This is a genomic window from Pseudomonas silesiensis, from assembly GCF_001661075.1.
GTDB classification, from domain to species: Bacteria; Pseudomonadota; Gammaproteobacteria; order Pseudomonadales; family Pseudomonadaceae; genus Aquipseudomonas; species Aquipseudomonas silesiensis.
In genome coordinates this window covers 2895218-2912896 of sequence record NZ_CP014870.1, presented here as the reverse complement: position 1 = coordinate 2912896, position 17679 = coordinate 2895218, and the positions used below count along the sequence as shown (strand labels likewise).

Annotated in this window: 20 protein-coding genes; 15 read left to right on the top strand and 5 right to left on the bottom strand. The window is 60.5% G+C overall.

What is annotated here, in order from left to right:
• Positions 1-15 precede the first annotated feature (15 nt).
• Entirely contained in the window at positions 16-1017 is a 1002-nt protein-coding gene (locus PMA3_RS13110; protein ID WP_064677546.1) for a FecR family protein, read from the top strand.
• A 56-nt stretch (positions 1018-1073) separates the two neighbouring features.
• Here PMA3_RS13110 and pvdQ read toward each other — a convergent pair whose 3' ends face one another.
• Complete coding sequence (pvdQ, locus tag PMA3_RS13105) at positions 1074-3416, bottom strand: bifunctional acylase PvdQ (protein WP_064677545.1); 2343 nt, start codon at positions 3414-3416, stop codon at positions 1074-1076.
• Between the two features lie 251 nt (positions 3417-3667).
• Here pvdQ and PMA3_RS13100 point away from each other — a divergent pair, with 251 nt between their 5' ends.
• A complete protein-coding gene (locus tag PMA3_RS13100) occupies positions 3668-4039 on the top strand; it encodes a hypothetical protein (protein WP_064677544.1) in 372 nt (123 codons plus the stop codon).
• 19 nt (positions 4040-4058) lie between these two features.
• Here the strand turns inward: PMA3_RS13100 and PMA3_RS13095 are convergent, their stop codons facing one another.
• Positions 4059-4247 carry a hypothetical protein gene (locus tag PMA3_RS13095; RefSeq protein ID WP_064677543.1) on the bottom strand — a complete coding sequence of 63 codons (189 nt, stop codon included), beginning with the start codon at positions 4245-4247 and terminating at the stop codon, positions 4059-4061.
• A 263-nt stretch (positions 4248-4510) separates the two neighbouring features.
• On the opposite strand from PMA3_RS13095, the gene PMA3_RS13090 reads away from it, so the two are divergent.
• From PMA3_RS13090 to PMA3_RS13060, 7 genes are all read left to right on the top strand, one after another.
• Entirely contained in the window at positions 4511-4957 is a 447-nt protein-coding gene (locus tag PMA3_RS13090; RefSeq protein WP_064677542.1) for a DUF411 domain-containing protein, read from the top strand.
• Complete coding sequence (locus PMA3_RS13085) at positions 4957-5391, top strand: YqaA family protein (RefSeq protein ID WP_064677541.1); 435 nt, start codon at positions 4957-4959, stop codon at positions 5389-5391. Before PMA3_RS13090 ends, PMA3_RS13085 begins: the two co-directional genes overlap by 1 nt.
• An 85-nt stretch (positions 5392-5476) precedes the next feature.
• Positions 5477-6502 (top strand): alpha/beta fold hydrolase, encoded by a 1026-nt coding sequence (locus PMA3_RS13080; RefSeq protein WP_064677540.1) that lies wholly within the window; start codon positions 5477-5479, stop codon positions 6500-6502.
• A gap of 13 nt (positions 6503-6515) precedes the next feature.
• Entirely contained in the window at positions 6516-7469 is a 954-nt protein-coding gene (locus tag PMA3_RS13075) for a D-2-hydroxyacid dehydrogenase family protein (RefSeq protein WP_064677539.1), read from the top strand.
• An 81-nt stretch (positions 7470-7550) separates the two neighbouring features.
• Entirely contained in the window at positions 7551-8084 is a 534-nt protein-coding gene (locus PMA3_RS13070; RefSeq protein ID WP_064677538.1) for a tetratricopeptide repeat protein, read from the top strand.
• 67 nt (positions 8085-8151) lie between these two features.
• Complete coding sequence (locus PMA3_RS13065; protein WP_082930473.1) at positions 8152-8637, top strand: RNA polymerase sigma factor; 486 nt, start codon at positions 8152-8154, stop codon at positions 8635-8637.
• Positions 8634-9401, top strand: a complete 768-nt coding sequence (locus tag PMA3_RS13060) for an anti-sigma factor (protein ID WP_064677536.1) — start codon at positions 8634-8636, stop codon at positions 9399-9401. The genes PMA3_RS13065 and PMA3_RS13060 overlap by 4 nt, the downstream gene beginning before the upstream one ends.
• Before the next feature lie 12 nt (positions 9402-9413).
• On the opposite strand, the gene PMA3_RS13055 is transcribed toward PMA3_RS13060, so the two are convergent.
• Complete coding sequence (locus PMA3_RS13055) at positions 9414-9728, bottom strand: hypothetical protein (RefSeq protein WP_064677535.1); 315 nt, start codon at positions 9726-9728, stop codon at positions 9414-9416.
• 443 nt (positions 9729-10171) lie between these two features.
• Here PMA3_RS13055 and PMA3_RS13050 point away from each other — a divergent pair, with 443 nt between their 5' ends.
• Positions 10172-10456, top strand: coding sequence for a DUF3077 domain-containing protein (locus PMA3_RS13050; RefSeq protein ID WP_064677534.1), 285 nt, complete (start codon positions 10172-10174; stop codon positions 10454-10456).
• Positions 10457-10751: 295 nt separating this feature from the next.
• On the opposite strand, the gene PMA3_RS13045 is transcribed toward PMA3_RS13050, so the two are convergent.
• Entirely contained in the window at positions 10752-11228 is a 477-nt protein-coding gene (locus PMA3_RS13045) for an MEKHLA domain-containing protein (protein ID WP_082930315.1), read from the bottom strand.
• A gap of 201 nt (positions 11229-11429) precedes the next feature.
• Between PMA3_RS13045 and PMA3_RS13040 the strand changes: the two genes are divergently transcribed.
• Both PMA3_RS13040 and PMA3_RS30720 read left to right on the top strand, forming a co-directional pair.
• On the top strand, positions 11430-12461 hold the full coding sequence (locus PMA3_RS13040) for a D-cysteine desulfhydrase family protein (RefSeq protein WP_064677533.1): 1032 nt from the start codon (positions 11430-11432) through the stop codon (positions 12459-12461).
• Between the two features lie 241 nt (positions 12462-12702).
• A complete protein-coding gene (locus PMA3_RS30720; RefSeq protein WP_082930314.1) occupies positions 12703-13671 on the top strand; it encodes an RHS repeat-associated core domain-containing protein in 969 nt (322 codons plus the stop codon).
• Between the two features lie 63 nt (positions 13672-13734).
• On the opposite strand, the gene PMA3_RS13035 is transcribed toward PMA3_RS30720, so the two are convergent.
• Entirely contained in the window at positions 13735-14073 is a 339-nt protein-coding gene (locus PMA3_RS13035; protein WP_064677532.1) for an FKBP-type peptidyl-prolyl cis-trans isomerase, read from the bottom strand.
• Positions 14074-14219: 146 nt separating this feature from the next.
• Between PMA3_RS13035 and PMA3_RS13030 the strand changes: the two genes are divergently transcribed.
• The 3 genes from PMA3_RS13030 (at position 14220) to PMA3_RS13020 (ending at position 17591) form a co-directional block, all read left to right on the top strand.
• Positions 14220-15284 carry a M4 family metallopeptidase gene (locus PMA3_RS13030; protein ID WP_064677531.1) on the top strand — a complete coding sequence of 355 codons (1065 nt, stop codon included), beginning with the start codon at positions 14220-14222 and terminating at the stop codon, positions 15282-15284.
• Positions 15281-15604: a protealysin inhibitor emfourin gene (locus PMA3_RS13025; protein ID WP_064677530.1), complete on the top strand. Its 324-nt coding sequence runs from the start codon at positions 15281-15283 to the stop codon at positions 15602-15604. The genes PMA3_RS13030 and PMA3_RS13025 overlap by 4 nt, the downstream gene beginning before the upstream one ends.
• Positions 15605-15782: 178 nt before the next feature.
• The gene (locus tag PMA3_RS13020; protein ID WP_064677529.1) at positions 15783-17591 is read left to right on the top strand and encodes a monovalent cation:proton antiporter-2 (CPA2) family protein; all 1809 of its coding nucleotides are present in this window, start codon (positions 15783-15785) and stop codon (positions 17589-17591) included.
• The last annotated feature ends 88 nt before the right edge of the window (positions 17592-17679 follow it).

Here is a 17679-nt window from a genome sequence, read left to right as displayed (position 1 = left end):
AATCAGGATGAGTCAATGACCGAAAGCCCTCTCTCGCAAGCCCAATATGACGCCATCACCGATGCCGCTGCGCACTGGTGCATGCGTCTGCACGCCAGCGACTGCACTGCGCAAGAGCGCCTGGCGTTCGAACAATGGCGTGATGCTCATCCGCTTCATGCGGTCGAGTACGAGGCCATGCTGGACATTTGGGAAGTCGCTGGGGATTTGCCTCGTCCCGACGCCATCGTGCCCGCGGTCCGGATCAAACCTGCAACGCCTTGGCGCACGGTCGGCATCGCCGCCGCCGTGTGTGCCCTGGCGTTGCCACTGGCCGCCTATAGCGGCTGGAACCTCGGTTGGCTTCCCGATGCCTACCAGCACTTCGAAGCCGGCGATACGGTTCGTCAGGTCACCCTGAGCGATGGCAGTCGGGTGGAGCTGAACCTGGGCAGTGAGCTGACGTTCAGCAACTACAAGGATCATCGTCGGGTCACGCTGGATAAGGGCGAAGCTTTTTTCAGCGTCAGTCACGACACCGCTCACCCCTTCATCGTCAGGGCAGCGGATGGCAGGATTCGGGTCACCGGCACTCAATTCAACGTCTGGATGTATGAGGATCAGGTGCGAGTCAACCTGATTGAGGGTTCGGTTTTGGTAACCAGCAACGATGATCTTCCGGGCGATGGCTTGCGTCTCGGACCCGCGATGCAGGCGCGTTATAAACACGGCGACTTCACCCCGCAGATCAGCCAGACCTACGCCAACGATAATTCATTGGCCTGGCGCAGCGGCAAACTGGTGCTCGATGATCTGGCGCTGTCCGATGCCCTGCCCTTGATCAATCGCTACCTGGACAAGCCGCTGATGCTGGCCGACAACAGTACCGGCTCGATCCGCCTCGGCGGCATCTACAACATCAAGGAACTCAATAGCCTGGTGGCGTCCCTGCCCAAGGTGCTGCCGGTCTACCTGACCCGCAACAAGGACGGCAACCCGGTCCTCAACGCCATTCCGCAACAGCCTCCGAAAAGCTGAAGGCCGCAGCCCTTGCGGGGGTGCGGCCTCCATTCTTCACTCCAGTACCAATCGTTTTACTGTTTGGCCATCTTCCCGGCTTTTTCATCCTGCTCGCGAAGGGTCAGGGTCTGATACTGCGGGTCCGCCGTGATCTGCTGCTCGGTGAACGGCAACACACTCAACTGTTTCTTCGAGAACGCCAGGGTCTGGTCCCGGGAGTACTTCGACTCCGGGTCACTGGACAGCGAGAAGGCCAGCAGTCCCTGAGCCTGTGGCCCCTGGTCATCGAAGGTCACCACTTGCAAATAGCTGGTGCCGCTGACGACTTCGCGTTTACCGTCAGTTCTCGGCACGCTCTGGATGGCGTTGTAGACCCCCAGGGTACCGGGGCCGCCGTGAATCGGTGTCTGCTGGCCGCCACTGCTGACCACCTGAATATCACCCCAGCGACTGTCAGCCTTGAGACCCGCCTGATTGACCTGCTCTACCGATACCAGCATCGCCTCGCGCAGCGCTTTGGCGACGTCCGGGTGATCGACCGCCAGGCCGCGCGGGGTGTGTTGCGGATCTTCTGGATCGAACCCGACACGCCAGACATCCGGTAATTGCTGGAGCACCTCCATAATGTTCTGGAAATGCACAAACCCTACGCCGCTGTCGAGATTCGCACGGAGGTCCCAGGTCTTGAGGCTGTCACATAACGCTGCCAGCGTTGGCGCATCGGTTCCCAAGCCTGCCGCGCAGAATTGCAACAGGTCCGGCATCACTTGAGTGGCCTGATACACCTGGTCGTCCAGGACCATTCGCTGCAGGTCCGCCGCTGCAATCGGGCCGGCCTTGCTCAAGGTCGCCAGGCGCTCCAGGGCAAAGCGTGAACGCAGGCCCAAAGGCTGGCTGTCCTGGCTGATCAGCGGCGAGAAACCGGTGAGCGGTTGTGCCGGGTTGGCCATCCACGCCGAATCGTTGGCGTGCTGCACGAAGTCCTTGCGCAACAGTTGCGGCAATCGGTCAGCCGCATAAATGCCTTGTTGCGCAGCCTGCGGATCGATGTCCCAGGCGCAGGCACTGTTGGACCCGTCGAGCACGATCATCTGCAACCCGGCCCGGGGATCACTGCACTTGGCCAGTTTGTCGGCATTGACGTTCGGCACCACCGACAGGTTCATGTACAGCGTCTGCCCCTGATCGTCCGCCGCCAGGGTGTTGACCCAGGGGATGCCCTGGATCTTGTGGACCGAGGCCTGCAATGCCTTGAGGCTGTCGGCACGGTTCATCGCGTACCACTGCTGCAGCACCCGATCGTTATCCAGGTTGGCGTCGCGCAAGCTATAGGCGAACTGACGGTCCCAGTCGAGCTTCCCCGGCCACTGCACGATCGGGCCGAATTGCGAACTGTAGACCACATGGGACACCGCCCGGGTCTGGCCGTCCGGCTGCTTCACGTTCACGGTCACCGTCTGCTGCTGCATCGGCAACGACTTGCCATCGAGCAGGTAGCGGGTTGCATCCTTGGGATCGAGCTGCAGACGATACAGGGTGAAATGCCTGGACGAGTCCACGGTGTGGGTCCAGGCCAGGTGCTGGTTGAAACCGATGTTGATCATCGGCAGCCCGGGCAACGCGGCGCCCATGACGTCCAGCTTGCCGGGAATGGTCAGGTGCATCTGGTAGAAGCGCATCCCGCCGACCCAGGGGAAATGCGGATTGGCCAGCAACATGCCGCGGCCATTGAAAGAGCGCTCGCTGCCCACCGCCACCGCGTTGCTGCCCCGATCCAGGGCAAAGCGCTGCATACGCGAATCGGCGACCTGGAACGACCCAGGGGCGGCTGTCTGAGCCGTGGCTTGGGGTGGGGTGGCCCCGGCCAAGGCTTCGGCGAATTGCCCGACCCCGCCTTCGACCAGCAGGCGACGGGTCAACTTGACCAGGTCCTGGGGCGTGATCTCCCGCACCCAGTCGCCCTGGCATTGCTGCGGCAAACCCTGGGACCGACGCTCTTTCAGGGCGCGGTTGTAACCGGCCACATACCCGTCCATGAGCTGACGGATTTCCGGGGGTTGCGCCTGCCAGAATGCATCGACGGCCTTAGGGGTGTTCAACCAGCTGAAAAACACATCGCTGACCCGGTTCTCCCGTTCTTCAACGGTGAATTGATCCGGGCCGAAATAGCGGGATCGTTCGCCATTTACCGTGGTGATTTCATTGGCCAGCAGGCACAGGTTGTCCTGGGCGTAGGCATAGCCGATGCCATAGCCGAGGCCACGCTCGTTCTCGGCGCGGATATGCGGTACGCCAAAACTGGTGCGGCGGATATCGGCAGTCGCCTGCTCCGGTTGACTGCGCGCGTTTGCCGCAAGACTCAAGCCCACCAACACCGCGGCAAGGCTCAACCTGGTTAACTGCCTGGAAATAATCACGCTCGCTCCTGATCGTAAAAACGAAGGTCACACCCTGCGTCGTTGCACGCATTGTGCCTCCCCCTAAAGACGAAGCGAACGAAAAAAATTTAGGGCGTTGACCCCCGCCATCAGGGCGTCGGACTTAGCGCCGACGCGATGCCGACAAAATTTCTACATTCGAGCCTTCATGATTTGCCCGGCTCATCCGTCTTATTGATTGAGAGCACCCATCACATTTTCCGGTTCAGGCTCTGATAAGGAGTTTTTGCATGTACAACTCGCAACTGCCAACGGACGGTAGTACTGCGCCAAAGAGCACCGCCATGGGCTCCGGCGTTTTCGATCAACGCACCGAGCGCCACGGCAACGAGCGGATCAGGTTCCTGCTCAAGAGCTTTGGCCTGCGCACCAGCCTGATTCGCCTGAAGGTCATCGACGCCTTGCTCACCGCCGCCGACAGCGACCGCAGCCTGGGGGTGCGAGGCGTGCACAGTCACTTGCTGGACCTGGACATCCCGCTGTCATTTCTCAGTGTGCGGGAAGTGTTGAAGCGTCTGTGCGGCGAAGGCGTGATCACCCTCAATCCAGACAAGAGCTACAGCCTGCATCCACAGGCCGCCGCCGTTCTCCACCACGAGTAACCCGGCCGATGGGCGTCGCTCAGGGCTTGACCTTGCGGCGCATCACGCCATTGATCACCACCACCAGCACCGCTACGCCAATGGCGATGTACTGGAACAGCTTTTCGTCGATGACGCCGGTGTTCTGCAGATAAGAAAGGCCGAACATGATGCCCAGCACGACCAGGGAGATCAGAATCGAGTATTTCAAACGTTGCGACTGAGTCATTGCCATTTCCTGAATGTGTGCGTGAAGCTGAAAAATGTTGTGTACGCATGCAAGCCAGGCCCCTGGTGTTTATCGGGATGGGGGCTGCAAACGGGGTCTCATGTTACATGCCGATGAAGCGTTTTGGCTTCTTGCGGCGATCACCATGGGAATTTTCCTACAATGCGTCGAATCAGTATTAATTCGAAACAGTCTCGTGCCTCGTAGTTGTTTAGAATGGTCAGAATGCATTTTTCTGGCCGCAACCCGAAACGAGACTCCCCATGCGAACCCATCTGCGTCTGGCCGCCCTGAGCGCCCTGTTCATTTCCTCCCTGGCCCAGGCCGCCGACCTGATCCCGATCGAAGTCCACCGCGACGCCAACTGCGGCTGCTGCAAGAAGTGGATCAGCCATCTGGAAGCCAACGGCTTCAAGGTCGATGATCGCGTCGAAACCAACATGAGCGAATTCAAGCAACAGCACGGCGTGCCGCCGCGTCTGTCGTCGTGCCATACCGGCCTGATCAATGGCAAATTCGTTGAAGGCCATGTGCCCGCCGATCAGGTACTGGCCTTGAGCAAGCGCGACGATCTGCTGGGTGTCGCCACCCCCGGCATGCCCATGGGTTCGCCTGGCATGGAAATGGACGGCATGAGCGATGCCTATCAGGTGATCGGCCTGAAAAAGGACGGCACTGACGTGGTGGTGGCGGACTACCCTGCCCATTGATGTCCGGTGCGTACATCGGGCTGTTCTTTGCCGCGTTCGGTGCCGCGACGCTGCTGCCGCTACAGTCCGAAGCGCTGCTGGTGGGCTTGCTGGTCAGCGACCGGTACTGGCTCTGGTTGTTGCTGGCGGTGGCCACGCTGGGCAATGTCCTGGGGTCGCTGGTGAACTGGTGGCTGGGCCGTGGGATCGAGCGATTCCGGGATCGGCGCTGGTTTCCGGTCAGTCCCCGCCATCTGGATAAAGCCCGAATCCATTATCAGCGCTTCGGTCACTGGTCCTTGCTGCTAAGTTGGGTGCCCGTCATCGGTGATCCGCTGACCCTGGTGGCCGGGGTGATGCGCGAGCCGCTGGGGCGATTCCTGCTGATCGTGACCCTCGCCAAGGGCGCCCGCTATGGCGTACTGGCCCTGGCCACATTGGGCTGGATGGGTTGAACGATCTTGCGCCGTGATTGCCTGTGTTTAATGTCGCCCTAATCATGCCGATCCAGCATCGGCGGATTTCCAATGGAGTTTACCCATGCCCCAGAGACGCTCGCGCTGGCTGCCCAGCCTGATGCTGACCGCCGCACTGCCGGTCATCGCTTATGCCGAAGGCCCGGAATACGGTCCACAGTTGCAAGGCTTCGAGTACCCCTACACCGTCAAGCACTTCGACTTCCAGTCCCAAGGCAAAACCCTGCAGATGGGATACATGGACGTCGCCGCCAACGGCAAGGCCAACGGGCGCAGCATCGTGTTGCTTCACGGCAAGAATTTCTGCGGCGCGACCTGGGACACTTCGATCAAGACCCTGAGCGACGCCGGCTACCGGGTCATCGCCCCGGACCAGATCGGTTTCTGTACGTCCAGCAAGCCGGACAACTACCAATACAGCTTCCAGCAACTGGCGACCAATACCCAGCAACTGCTCAAGGCCCTCGGCATCCAGAAGGCCACCTTGCTCGGGCATTCCACCGGAGGCATGCTCGCCACCCGCTATGCGCTGCTGTATCCCGACCAGGTCGAACAATTGGCACTGGTCAACCCCATCGGCCTGGAAGACTGGAAAGCCCTCGGCGTGCCCTACCGCACGGTGGATCAATGGTATGAGCGAGAACTGAAGGTCACGGCCAAAGGCATCCGCGACTACGAGCGCAGCACCTACTATGACGGCCGCTGGAAGCCCGAGTTCGACCGCTGGGTGGACATGCTCGCGGGCCTGAGCAAAGGGCCGGGCAAGACTCAGGTGGCGTGGAATTCGGCGTTGATCTACGACATGATCTTCACTCAACCGGTGTACTACGAGTTCAAGGACTTGAAGATGCCGACGCTGCTGCTGATCGGCACTTCCGACACCACGGCCATCGGCAAGGACCTTGCGCCGCCCGAGGTCAAGGCGAAAATCGGCCATTACCCGGTGCTCGGCAAGCAAGTGGCGAAACTGATTCCCCAGTCGACCCTGGTCGAATTTCCCGGCATGGGCCATGCGCCGCAGATGGAAGAACCGGCGAAATTCCACCAGGCGCTGCTGGCCTGGCTGAACAAAACCGATACCCTTCGTTGATGAGGTAAGGCTGATGGCGTTGCAGATTGCGGTAATCGATGACTGGCAGGATGTGGCCCGGGACGTGGTGGACTGGTCGGCGCTGGACCCCATCGGCCAGGTGAATTTTATTCATGACTACCCCGCCGACAACGCAACCCTGGCGCAGCGCCTGGGTGAGTTCGAGGTGATCTGTGTGATGCGCGAGCGCACCCGATTCGACCAGGATCTGTTGCAGCGTTTGCCAAAACTCAAACTGCTGGTCACCGGGGGCATGCGCAACGCCGCCCTGGACCTTAAGGCCGCCGCCGCACTGGGCATTCAGGTGTGCGGCACCGACAGCTATAAACACGCCGCGCCAGAATTGACCTGGGCGCTGATCATGGCCGCCACGCGTAACCTTGTGGGGGAAGCCAACGCCTTACGCGCAGGCGGTTGGCAACAAGGCCTGGGTGGCGACCTGCACGGCAAGACCCTGGGGATTCTCGGCCTGGGCAGCATCGGGCGGCGTGTCGCCCGGTTCGGCCAGGTGTTCGGCATGCGGGTGATTGCCTGGAGCGAGAACCTGACCGCCGAACGCGCGGCCGAAGTCGACGTCACCTATGTCAGCAAGCAGGAATTGTTCGAACAAGCCGATGTGCTGTCGGTGCACCTGGTGCTCAGCGAGCGCACCCGTGGCATGGTCGACACCGAAGCGCTGGACTGGATGAAGCCCACCGCGCTACTGGTCAACACCGCCCGCGGGCCGATCGTCGATGAAGCGGCGTTGATCAAGGCACTGCAAAAACAACGACTGGCCGGCGCGGCGCTGGACGTGTTCGAGCAGGAACCGTTGCCCGCGCTTCATCCATGGCGCACCCTGGAGAATGTACTGGCCACGCCGCATGTCGGGTACGTCAGCCGGCAGAACTACCAGCAGTTCTTTTCGCAGATGATCGAGGACATCCAGGCCTGGTCGGCGGGCGCTCCGATTCGTCTGCTGAGCTGAACATTCAACGATGTTGGCCTGCTCGATGTCTCAATCTTGACTGGTTCGAATTGAAACGCATCAACCCGTGGAGCATCGCCAATGAACATCCGTCTTGCTGCTTTCGCTACCCCACTGCTGCTGGCTTTCGCGCTGTCCGGCTCACTTGCATTCGCCGAGGGTGATGAGGAGGAACCTGTCCAAAAACCCGAATGCCCCAAAGGCCAGGTCTGGGACAGCAAGCAACAGAAATGCCTGATGCAGGACAGCAGCCTGGTCCCGGACGCCGACCGCACCGATTACGCCTATCGCCTGGCCAAAGACGGTCGCTATGCAGAAGCCCTCGCGCTGCTCGACACGCTGCAACAGCCGAACACCGCCAAAGCCTTGAACTATCGCGGTTACGCTACGCGTAAACTGGGGCGCACCGACGAAGGCATCGGGTATTACCTGCAAGCGGTCAAACTCGACCCGCAGTACGCGCAGGTGCGTGAGTACCTGGGCGAAGCCTATGTGATCAAGGGTCGGCTGGACCTGGCGCAGGAGCAATTGCAGCAGATCAAATCGATCTGTGGCAGCAGTTGCGAGGAATACCAGGACCTGGCCGCGGCCATCAACGATTCGTCGAAAACCTGACACCCCAAAGCGAACGGAGGTCGCCATCGCCAGCGATCAGGCATTACGGGCCGAACTCGGCCAGCATCTGGCGCGTCTATGGCGCTACGGCCTGCTGCTGTCCCGGCAACGGCATGTCGCCGAAGAACTTGTGCAGGCCACCTGCGTACGGGCGCTCGAGCGTGTCCGGCAGTTGGCTCCGGGCACCCGCATGGATTGTTGGCTGCTGAGCATTTTGCATTCGATCTGGCTCAACGAGGTCCGCTCGCGCCGGGTGCGCCAGGGTCAGGCCCTGGTGGGGGCCGACAACGCCTTGTCGTTCGACGGAGAACATGCGGCGCAACCCAATGTCTTCGCCACTCAGGTGATTCGGCGCGTCGACGCGCTGCCCGAAACCCAGCGTGAATGCGTCTTTCTCGCCTATGTCGAAGGCTTGTCCTATCACGAGGTCGCCGAGGTGCTGCAAGTACCTCTCGGCACGGTGACGAGCCGCCTGGCCACCGCACGGGTGAAGCTTGCCGAGTACCCGCCGTTGCACGCCGTGCCGAGCCCCTCCACAGAAGAACGTCGATGAACGATCACGGGATCCCTTCGGACGAGCAACTGGTGGCCTACCTCGACGACCAGCTCGACACCGAACAACGCAGCCGCATCGATGCCGCCATCGCCGAAGACTCGCTGCTCAACCTGCGCCTGCAATGGCTGGCCCGCAGCAGCCTGCCGTTCAAGGACGCCTACGATCAAGCAGGCCGACAAGCGCCCGTGGAACGTTTGCAGTCCATGCTCGACAGCTTGCCCAGCCCTGAGCGCCCGGCGATGAATCGGCGCTGGTTCCTTGCCGCAGCAGCCGGGCTGGTGGTCAGCAGTGTGGTGGCGGACCGGCTGTTCCTCAACTGGCAGTCGAGCCTGCAGAAAACCAACTGGCGTGCACGGCTCGCGGACTACATGGCGCTCTACGTACCGCAGACCCTGGACCATCTGCCGGGTGACGAAGCCGCCCAGCGTGCGCAACTGCGAACCATCGACGCGCGTCTGGGGCTCAATCTGACGGCGGCCAAACTGAACTTGCCGCCCGCGCAATTCAAGCGCGCGCAAATCCTCGAATACGACGGCGTGCCCATCGCCCAAATGACCTGGCTGGACCCGGCGCACGGCCCGCTTGCGCTGTGCGTGACCCGGTCCAGCAGCGGCAGTCGACCCTTTGCGCACGAACGGCGGCGTGGGCTCAACGTCGTCTACTGGGCTGACCTGGAACACGCGTGGATGCTGATCGGGCGTAACCCGGCGGCGGAACTGGAGGACATGGCCAGGTTGTTGCGAACCCGACTCAGTGCATGAGTACAAGGGTAACTATGCAAAGTTGTTGCGGATCGGCTGGCAGTACTCATCGACAATGGCGTCGCGATGGTTCCCTGACTTCATCAGGTCCCGGGCTCTTGGCGGTTCCCCGGCCGCGCCCTCGACCAACGTATATTCCACTTCGTCCCCGACGGAAAAACAGACCTCGCCTCCAGCAGTGCAATTGGCACCTATCCGGACTGCCAACCTGGAAGAGCACCCCTCGGTAGTGACCATGGCAAAGGTCGTCGGGATCGCTCCGACCTCGACCACGGTCAACGCGCTGATCGTACCCATTCTGATTATTGGAGTGACGGGCTCTTTCATTTCTGCTCTCCCTGCACCAGTTCATGCCACCTCGGCTTGACTGCAGGGAGACATTGAAACGCGCAAGTGAGGGAAGTGACTACTGTCAGGTTTGACAGTACGGCCCGGGAACGTAGAGCGAAAGGCTACCGCTTGTCGATTTTCTCGCCACAGGAATGTAAGCGCTCATATTCCTGCAATCAGCTGCGCAATGCTCTGCACCACAGGCGCCGCCGGTTGACTGCTCCAGCCTCACTCCCTATCCTCGCGCCTGTCACGACTCATTCGTGATGGGGTTTGACGGCTCCGTTTTTTCCTAGGTCCTTGCTCAGTGCTATGGCAGCTGTGCGTGGGGCGCTTTCGAGTGCGCCGGGTTCCTAGGACCGGTCCGTCAACCTGCGTACAGTTGCCACCCAAATCGTTTGACGGCGATTCGTGGCAACTCCACTTTCTGGGAGATGCACATGACCGAACCAACCACAAAATCCACCCTCTTCGCCCGCTGCGATCACGTCGACCATCACCTGTTCGCCGTTCAGCCCGATATCCCGTTACTCGACGCTCTCGAACACGCCGCGGTCTACCTCAGCTGCGCCGAAGACCTGGCCCTCCAAGCCCCCAACGCAACCCGTCCCGAATACACGGCTTCATTACGCTGGGCCAGTTCCCAGATGCTCGGCACCGCACGCTCACTGGTCCAGGCTTCCATCGACGGCCTGCACGCCGCTCAAGCGCAAGGTGACGCATGAACCCGCACATGCAGATTCGTGCGCAGCACTGAATAGCTACCTCGCTCCCTCGCATGACGATGCCCTGTGGGAGTGGGCTTGCCCGCGAAAGCGCTGGGGCAGTCGCCATTGATATTGAATGTAACGGCCCCTTCGCGGGCAAGCCCGCTCCCACAGTGATTTGTGGTGGATACAAAATATCCAAACTCGCATGAATCCCTGTGGGAGCGAGCTTGCTCGCGATGGCGGTGGGTCAGTCGACATTGATATTGAATGTGATGGCCTCTTCGCGAGGCGAAGCGGTCCTGCCCACGCCTCAATCGACCCGGCCAATACTCCGCTCATCCGGCCAGAACAACGCCGCCTGGCCACGGTTTTCGCCGCGCTGATCAATCAGCGTCCAGACCTTGCCTTCGTGAATCATGAACGCTTCGCCGTCCCGGTCCACCCGATAACCACTGTAACCATGGGCAATGCCGTTGGCCGTGACCTGCTCCAGCAGCGACTGGCGCATGGCGCGATCCAGCGGCGAAGCGCTGAACCGTGACGGCATGCCCAGGAACGCGGAGCGCGGGTATTTGAAGCAGGCCAGCGCCTGTTCATTGGCGTAGAAGAAACAAGGGTCGTCTTCCGTACCATGGGCCAGCAGGCTGTAAGGCGCATGCGCGTGCAACCAGTGCAAGCGCTCAAGTCCTGTCAGCGCCCGGGGAGCCGGCAGGCTTTCACCGGTCCAGTGCCGATAAGCGTCGTCCAGCAATTGCACATAAGCGATGTATTCATTGATTGGCGACACTCGCCCTCCCCTGCAAAAGCATGAATATCCGAGGCCGCTTAGCCTATCGAAACCGGCCGGAAAAATCCGCCGTCATAGCGATCAAGCCACTCGCTATTAATTACATCATGTAAGAAGAGTAATAACTGGCGATGGGTTTATCACCGAAGGCCTTTGTTCATACAGTCCCATGAATAAAATGCGAACAACGAGGCCCTATTGATGCATACCCTACTGGACAAGTTGCTGAGTTCGTTTGCGCGAGCAGACCTGTTGCAAGGTCCCACCCCGATTCAGCGGGCTGAACGCCTTGAACAGCTGTTGGGCCTCAAGGCGCAGGGCATTGGCCTGTTTCTCAAGCGCGACGATCACATGTTGATCGGCGGTGGCGGCAACAAACTGCGCAAGCTCGAGTTTCATATCGGCGCAGCGCAGCAGGTCGGGGTCGACACGGTCATTACCGTGGGCGGTCTTCAGTCCAACCATGCGCGCCTGACCGCAGCCGTGTGTGCTCGCCTGGGCATCGCCTGCGAATTGATCCTTACCCGATCGGTGCCCAAGACCGATGTGGATTACGAACGCAACGGCAACGTTCTGCTCGATCAGTTGTTCGGCGCACACCTGCAGGTGCTGGCCGGGGGCAGCGATTCAGTCGCGACGGCCGAGATACGCGCCGCGCAACTTCGGGATTCGGGTCGCAAGGTGCTGGTGATTCCCACGGGCGGTTCAACACCCCTGGGCAGTCTCGGTTATGCGCGCTGTGCGGCAGAGATCGCGCAGCAGGAGGCCGAACTCGGTCTCACCTTCAATCAGGTAGTCGTGCCCAACGGCAGCGCCGGTACCCATGCCGGGCTCGCGGCCGGCTTCCGGTTGCTGAATCGCGGCACCTCGATCGTCAAGTCCTATTCGGTATTATCCGATCGAGATACGTCGGCGGCCCGGACCCTGCAATTGACCCGGGACGCGCTGACACTGTTGGGCAGCAGCGCCATCGTGCAGCCTGAAGAAATTGTCATCGACGGCAGTCAACTGGGCGACGGCTACGGCCTGCCAACGCAAGCCATGCAAGACGCCGTACGCCTGATGGCGCGTGCCGAAGGCCTGCTGATCGACCCGGTGTATTCCGGCAAAGCCTTCGCCGGGCTGTTGGCCGATCTCGGGCAAGGACGCTTCGGTTCCGGGGACAACGTATTGTTCGTGATGACCGGCGGCACACCGGGCCTTTATGCCTACCGGGACACCTTTCAGCCCTGAGAATCAATCATCCCGGGGCAGCACTTCCAGCAACTCGATCTCGACAATCAGATTTGGCAAACATGGCGAACGGGATAGGGGACCGACACTTTTAACTCTAGAAAAAAACAGAGAAATCCCCTGGCCTGGAAGCATCCTTTGCGGACGCTCTCAAGTCCCCTATCAGTTCTGCTAGTACAAGGAGCACGGCCACTACTGTAAAAACAAAAAACCGCCCTCCATTCCCTGAGGCACGATACCGATGGTCACGTCCACTCGCTCCCGGAACAATACCCTGATCGTTCTGCTGGCTACCGACCGGAGCCAATCCGTGCTAGCGGAAGTTGTTCAAGGTAATATCAACCGGAGGGCGTACTCTGCCTACGGTCACCAATCGCCAGATCGCCAACCTTCGTCCTGCCTGGGTTTCAATGGAGAACTTCGAGAGAGGCATACTCATTGGTACCTGCCGGGTAAGGGTTATCGAGCCTATAATCCGGTTCTGATGCGCTTTCACAGCCCTGACAATTTGAGCCCGTTTAGGGCGGGTGGGTTGAACCCGTACATGTTCTGCATGGGCGATCCCATCAACTATCGTGATCCCACAGGGCATTTTGTTATTCCGACGGTCCTGATCCACCTAGTGGATGCTGGGGGCGTGGCATCTTCGTTAGGAGGTATGGGCGTTGCATTGTCCAGTAGCGGTCGTTTTGCTGCACAAGGCATTTTGGCTCTGGGGACAGGGGCGCTTGGCGTATTACTTGGTACAGCTGCCTCTGCAAACGCTGCTTTGGTAATAGCACCGATTCTGGCGAGCTCGAGCGTGGTCGCTGGGGCTGCCAGCATGACGCTGGCGTACAGAGCGGCGAGAGCTGCGACGGCAAGAAGTGCTCAATGGTTTCAGAGGGTTGCTCGAACTATGGACAGGCCTCCTCGATATTCGACACTGTCGTTAGCTGCGCCAGAAACACTGCCCCCTTCTTTCTCCAGCCTGAGCCTGCCCCCGCCATATTCACCTCCGAGCCCCCGGCCCCCGGTACCCACTCATAACGCCACACGAGCACAATCGCCCGTCCTGGCACGCCCGACGCCCGACTCAATCACTGTGGGAAACCAGGAGGCCTTATTGAACCGCCCGGAACTGGCGATAACCAGAATAGGTAACCTGCCTCGACTGCAGCATATTAATGAAACTGGATCGAAGGCAAAAACAATCAGAACGTCCTCCTAAATACGATTGTCCGCAGGAACCCGGCAGGCTGCGATTTTTTGATCTCCATCAAGAACCAAACAATCAATCATCCCGGGTCAACACTTCCAGCAACTCGATCTCGAAGATCAGATTCGAATTCGGCAGGATCTTGCCCATGCTCCGCTCGCCATAGGCCAGGTGCGCCGGCACCAGCAACTTGCGCTTGCCGCCCACCTGCATGCCGATGATGCCCTGGTCCCAGCCCTTGATCACCCGACCGGTGCCGATCACGCACTGGAACGGCTTGCCCCGGCTGTAGGAGGAATCGAATTCAGTGCCGTCTTCCAGCCAGCCGCGGTATTGCGTGGTGATCAACGCGCCCTTGACGGCGGCTTTGCCGTCGCCCGGCTGCAGATCGATGATTTGTAATGCTTCATTCATACTGGATACTCGTTCGTTGTCGCCCGGGTCATGGGGGCGCAGGCGCAGGTTTTCGCAGAATCCGCCGCTGTTGGCAATCCATGGAACCGAAACGCCGCCTGCCGCTCACATGTGTATCGACATCGTACTCAGGAAAGGATGCTCTGATGACCGACTCACGATCACTGCGCAGTTTCATTCCGCCTTACATCCTCAACCGCATTATTGCCCATGGCTCCGAGCGGCAGCGCTCCAGTGCCCTGAGTACCCTGAGCCATGTGCGCACCCTTCGGCATACGCCGCTGCCACCGGTGCGTTCTGCGGCGGCGACCCTCCTGCCGCCTTCCGCGCAACCCGGTCAGGTCCGGCGCAGCATTCATGACGCTCAGGGGAAAATGCTCCTGCCGGGAATGCCTGCCCGGCTTGAAGGGCAGCCGGCGACGGGCGATCCGGCGGTCGATGAGGCCTACGACGCACTGGGCGCCAGCCATGATTTCTTCTGGAAGGTGCTCGGCCGCGACTCCATCGATAACAAGGGTTTTGCGCTGATCGGTAGCGTGCATTATGGCCAGGACTACGAGAATGCCTTCTGGAACGGCGCGCAGATGGTCTTCGGCGACGGTGACGGCGAAATTTTCGAGCGTTTCACCCGCTCGCTGGATGTGATCGGGCACGAATTGACCCACGGCGTGATCGAAAGCGAGGCCGGCCTGGTTTACGCCAATCAGTCCGGGGCCTTGAATGAGTCGCTATCGGACGTGTTCGGGGTGCTGATCAAGCAACATGTCCTGGGCCAGAGTGCCGACGAGGCGGACTGGCTGATCGGCGCCGACTTGCTGACACCGCGGATAAAAGGCGTCGGCTTGCGTTCGATGGCTCATCCCGGCACGGCCTATGACGACCCGCTGCTGGGCAAGGACCCGCAACCGGATCACATGCGCAAGTTCGTGATCACCCAGGAGGACAACGGTGGCGTGCACATCAATTCCGGTATCCCCAACCGGGCGTTTTATATCGCGGCCAAGGCGTTCGGCGGCTTTGCCTGGGAGAAAACCGGTCGTATCTGGTATGACACCCTGTGCGACCAAGGCTTGAACAACGAGGCATCCTTCAGTGACTTCGCGGCGCTGACCATCGAGCATGCCCGGCAGCGTTTCGGCGCCGATGAGGCGCAAGTGGTGCGGCATGCCTGGTCTGAAACAGGTGTCGTCCCGACTCAGGAGCAATCATGAAAAGCCTGCCCCCTCTGGGCGATGATGCCGTGGTACGTCTGTCCCGCCAGGGCGGCGTGGCGGCGATCCATACGCTGACTCGTCCTCGTGAAATCGCGTTTGCGCAATGCAACATCGATCAACGCACACGGATTTGCTCTGTGCTGGAAGGTTGCCTGGCAATCGAAGACCCGGCCTCGGGGCGAGGTGACCAGCGTTTTTATGAAATTGAAGTGTGCTATCGCATTGGTGAGCAGGATGACCGGATGGTGATGAAAGTGCCTGAAGATCGGGCGCCGGGGGAATTGGTGCATTTGTGGGATAAAGGCGAGGTGTTATGAATTGGCTGCTTCGGGCGAAGTGAACCTGAGATAGCCTTCGCGGGCAAGCCGATCTCGCTCCCACAGGTATTTGCGGTGCACGCGACATCGGTGATCGAACCGTTCCCGCACTGGATCTGCGGCAAGTCCTGCCATTATCCTTGTCGCCCCCGCCGTACCGCATCCGTTGGAGTTCGCCATGCCCCATGAAGGCAACCTGTTGCAAGCCGCTGTCGTGTTTCTGTTCGCGGCGGTGCTCACCGTGCCCTTGGCCAAGCGCCTGCAACTGGGGGCGGTGCTGGGGTATCTGTTTGCCGGCGTCATCATCGGGCCGTCGGTGCTGGGGTTGATCGGCAACCCGCAAAGCGTCAGCCACATTTCCGAACTCGGGGTGGTGTTGCTGCTGTTCATCATCGGCCTGGAATTGTCGCCGCGACGCTTATGGGTGATGCGTAAATCGGTGTTCGGCGTCGGCCTGGCGCAGGTGTTGTTGACGGGCTCGGTGATAGGCGTGTGCGCGCTGTACGTTTTCGGCCAACCGTTGAACAGCGCCATCGTCCTGGGGCTGGGCCTGGCCCTGTCTTCCACCGCGTTCGGGCTGCAGAGCCTGGCTGAACGCAAGGAGCTGACCAGCCCCCACGGGCGGCTGGCGTTCGCGATCCTGCTGTTCCAGGACATCGCCGCGATCCCGTTGATCGCCATGGTGCCGCTGTTGGCGGGCGGTGATCACACCACCACGGCTGATGAAAATTTGAACCACGGCTTGCGGGTGCTGGGCAGCATCGCGGTGGTGGTGATCGGCGGGCGTTACCTGCTGCGCCCGGTGTTCCGGGTAGTGGCCAAGACCGGTCTGCCCGAGGTTTCCACCGCCACCGCGTTGCTGGTGGTCATCGGCACGGCGTGGCTGATGGATCTGGTCGGCGTTTCGATGGCCCTCGGCGCTTTCCTCGCCGGATTGCTGCTGGCGGATTCCGAATACCGCCACGAACTGGAAGCGCAGATCGAGCCGTTCAAAGGCTTGCTGCTGGGGCTGTTTTTCATCAGCGTCGGCATGGGTGCCAACCTGAGCCTGCTGCTCAGCGCTCCGATCGCGGTACTTGGCCTGACCCTGCTGCTGATCGCAATCAAACTGCCGCTGCTGTTTGTCGTCGGCCGGCTGGCTGGTGGCCTGGGCAAGGTCAATGCGATTCGCCTTGGCATCGTGCTGGCAGCGGGCGGTGAATTTGCCTTCGTGGTGTTCAAGATCGGCCGCGATCAGGGCTTGTTCGAGCCACGCCTGTACGACTTGCTGGTGCTGACGATCACCTTGTCCATGGCTGTCACGCCGCTACTGTTGCTGTTGTGCGCACGACTGGTCAGCCCCAAGGTGCAACCGGTGGTGGTACCGGAGAAATTCCGCGAGATCGATACCGACGCGCCGCGCGTGGTGATCGCTGGCATGGGCCGCATGGGGCAGATCGTGGCGCGGATCCTGCGGGCGCAGAACATCAAGTTCGTGGCCCTGGACACTTCGGTGGAGACCATCGAACTGTCGCGCAGCTTCGGCGGCGTGCCGGTGTTCTATGGTGACCCGATGCGCCCGGAAATCCTTAAAGCGGCCAAGGTCGGCGAGGCGGAGTATTTCGTCATTGCCACGGATGATCCAGACACCAACATCAAGACTGCCGAACTGGTCCACAAACTCTATCCGCACATGAAAATCATCGCTCGGGCCCGCAACCGCCAGCATGTGCATCGCCTGATGGACGTAGGCGCCGAGGCCATTCGCGAAACCTATTACTCAAGCCTGGAAATGAGTCGGCGAACGCTGGTCGGGCTGGGGTTGAGCCAGGCCCAGGCGGATGCGCGGATCAAGCGCTTCAAGCATCATGATGAACAGGTGCTGGAAGCGCAGCATGCGGTGTATGACGATGCGGCGAAGGTCTTGCAGACGGCGCAGGAAGCGCGGGCGGAATTGGCACGGTTGTTTGAGTCGGATCAGTTGGAAGAGCAATCGGCTAAAAATTGAGGTGGATGTGCCGGCTGGGTGTCAGGCTTCCAGCGTTATCGTTGACGACCTTCGCGAGCAGGCTCGCTCCCACAGTGTTTTGGGATAA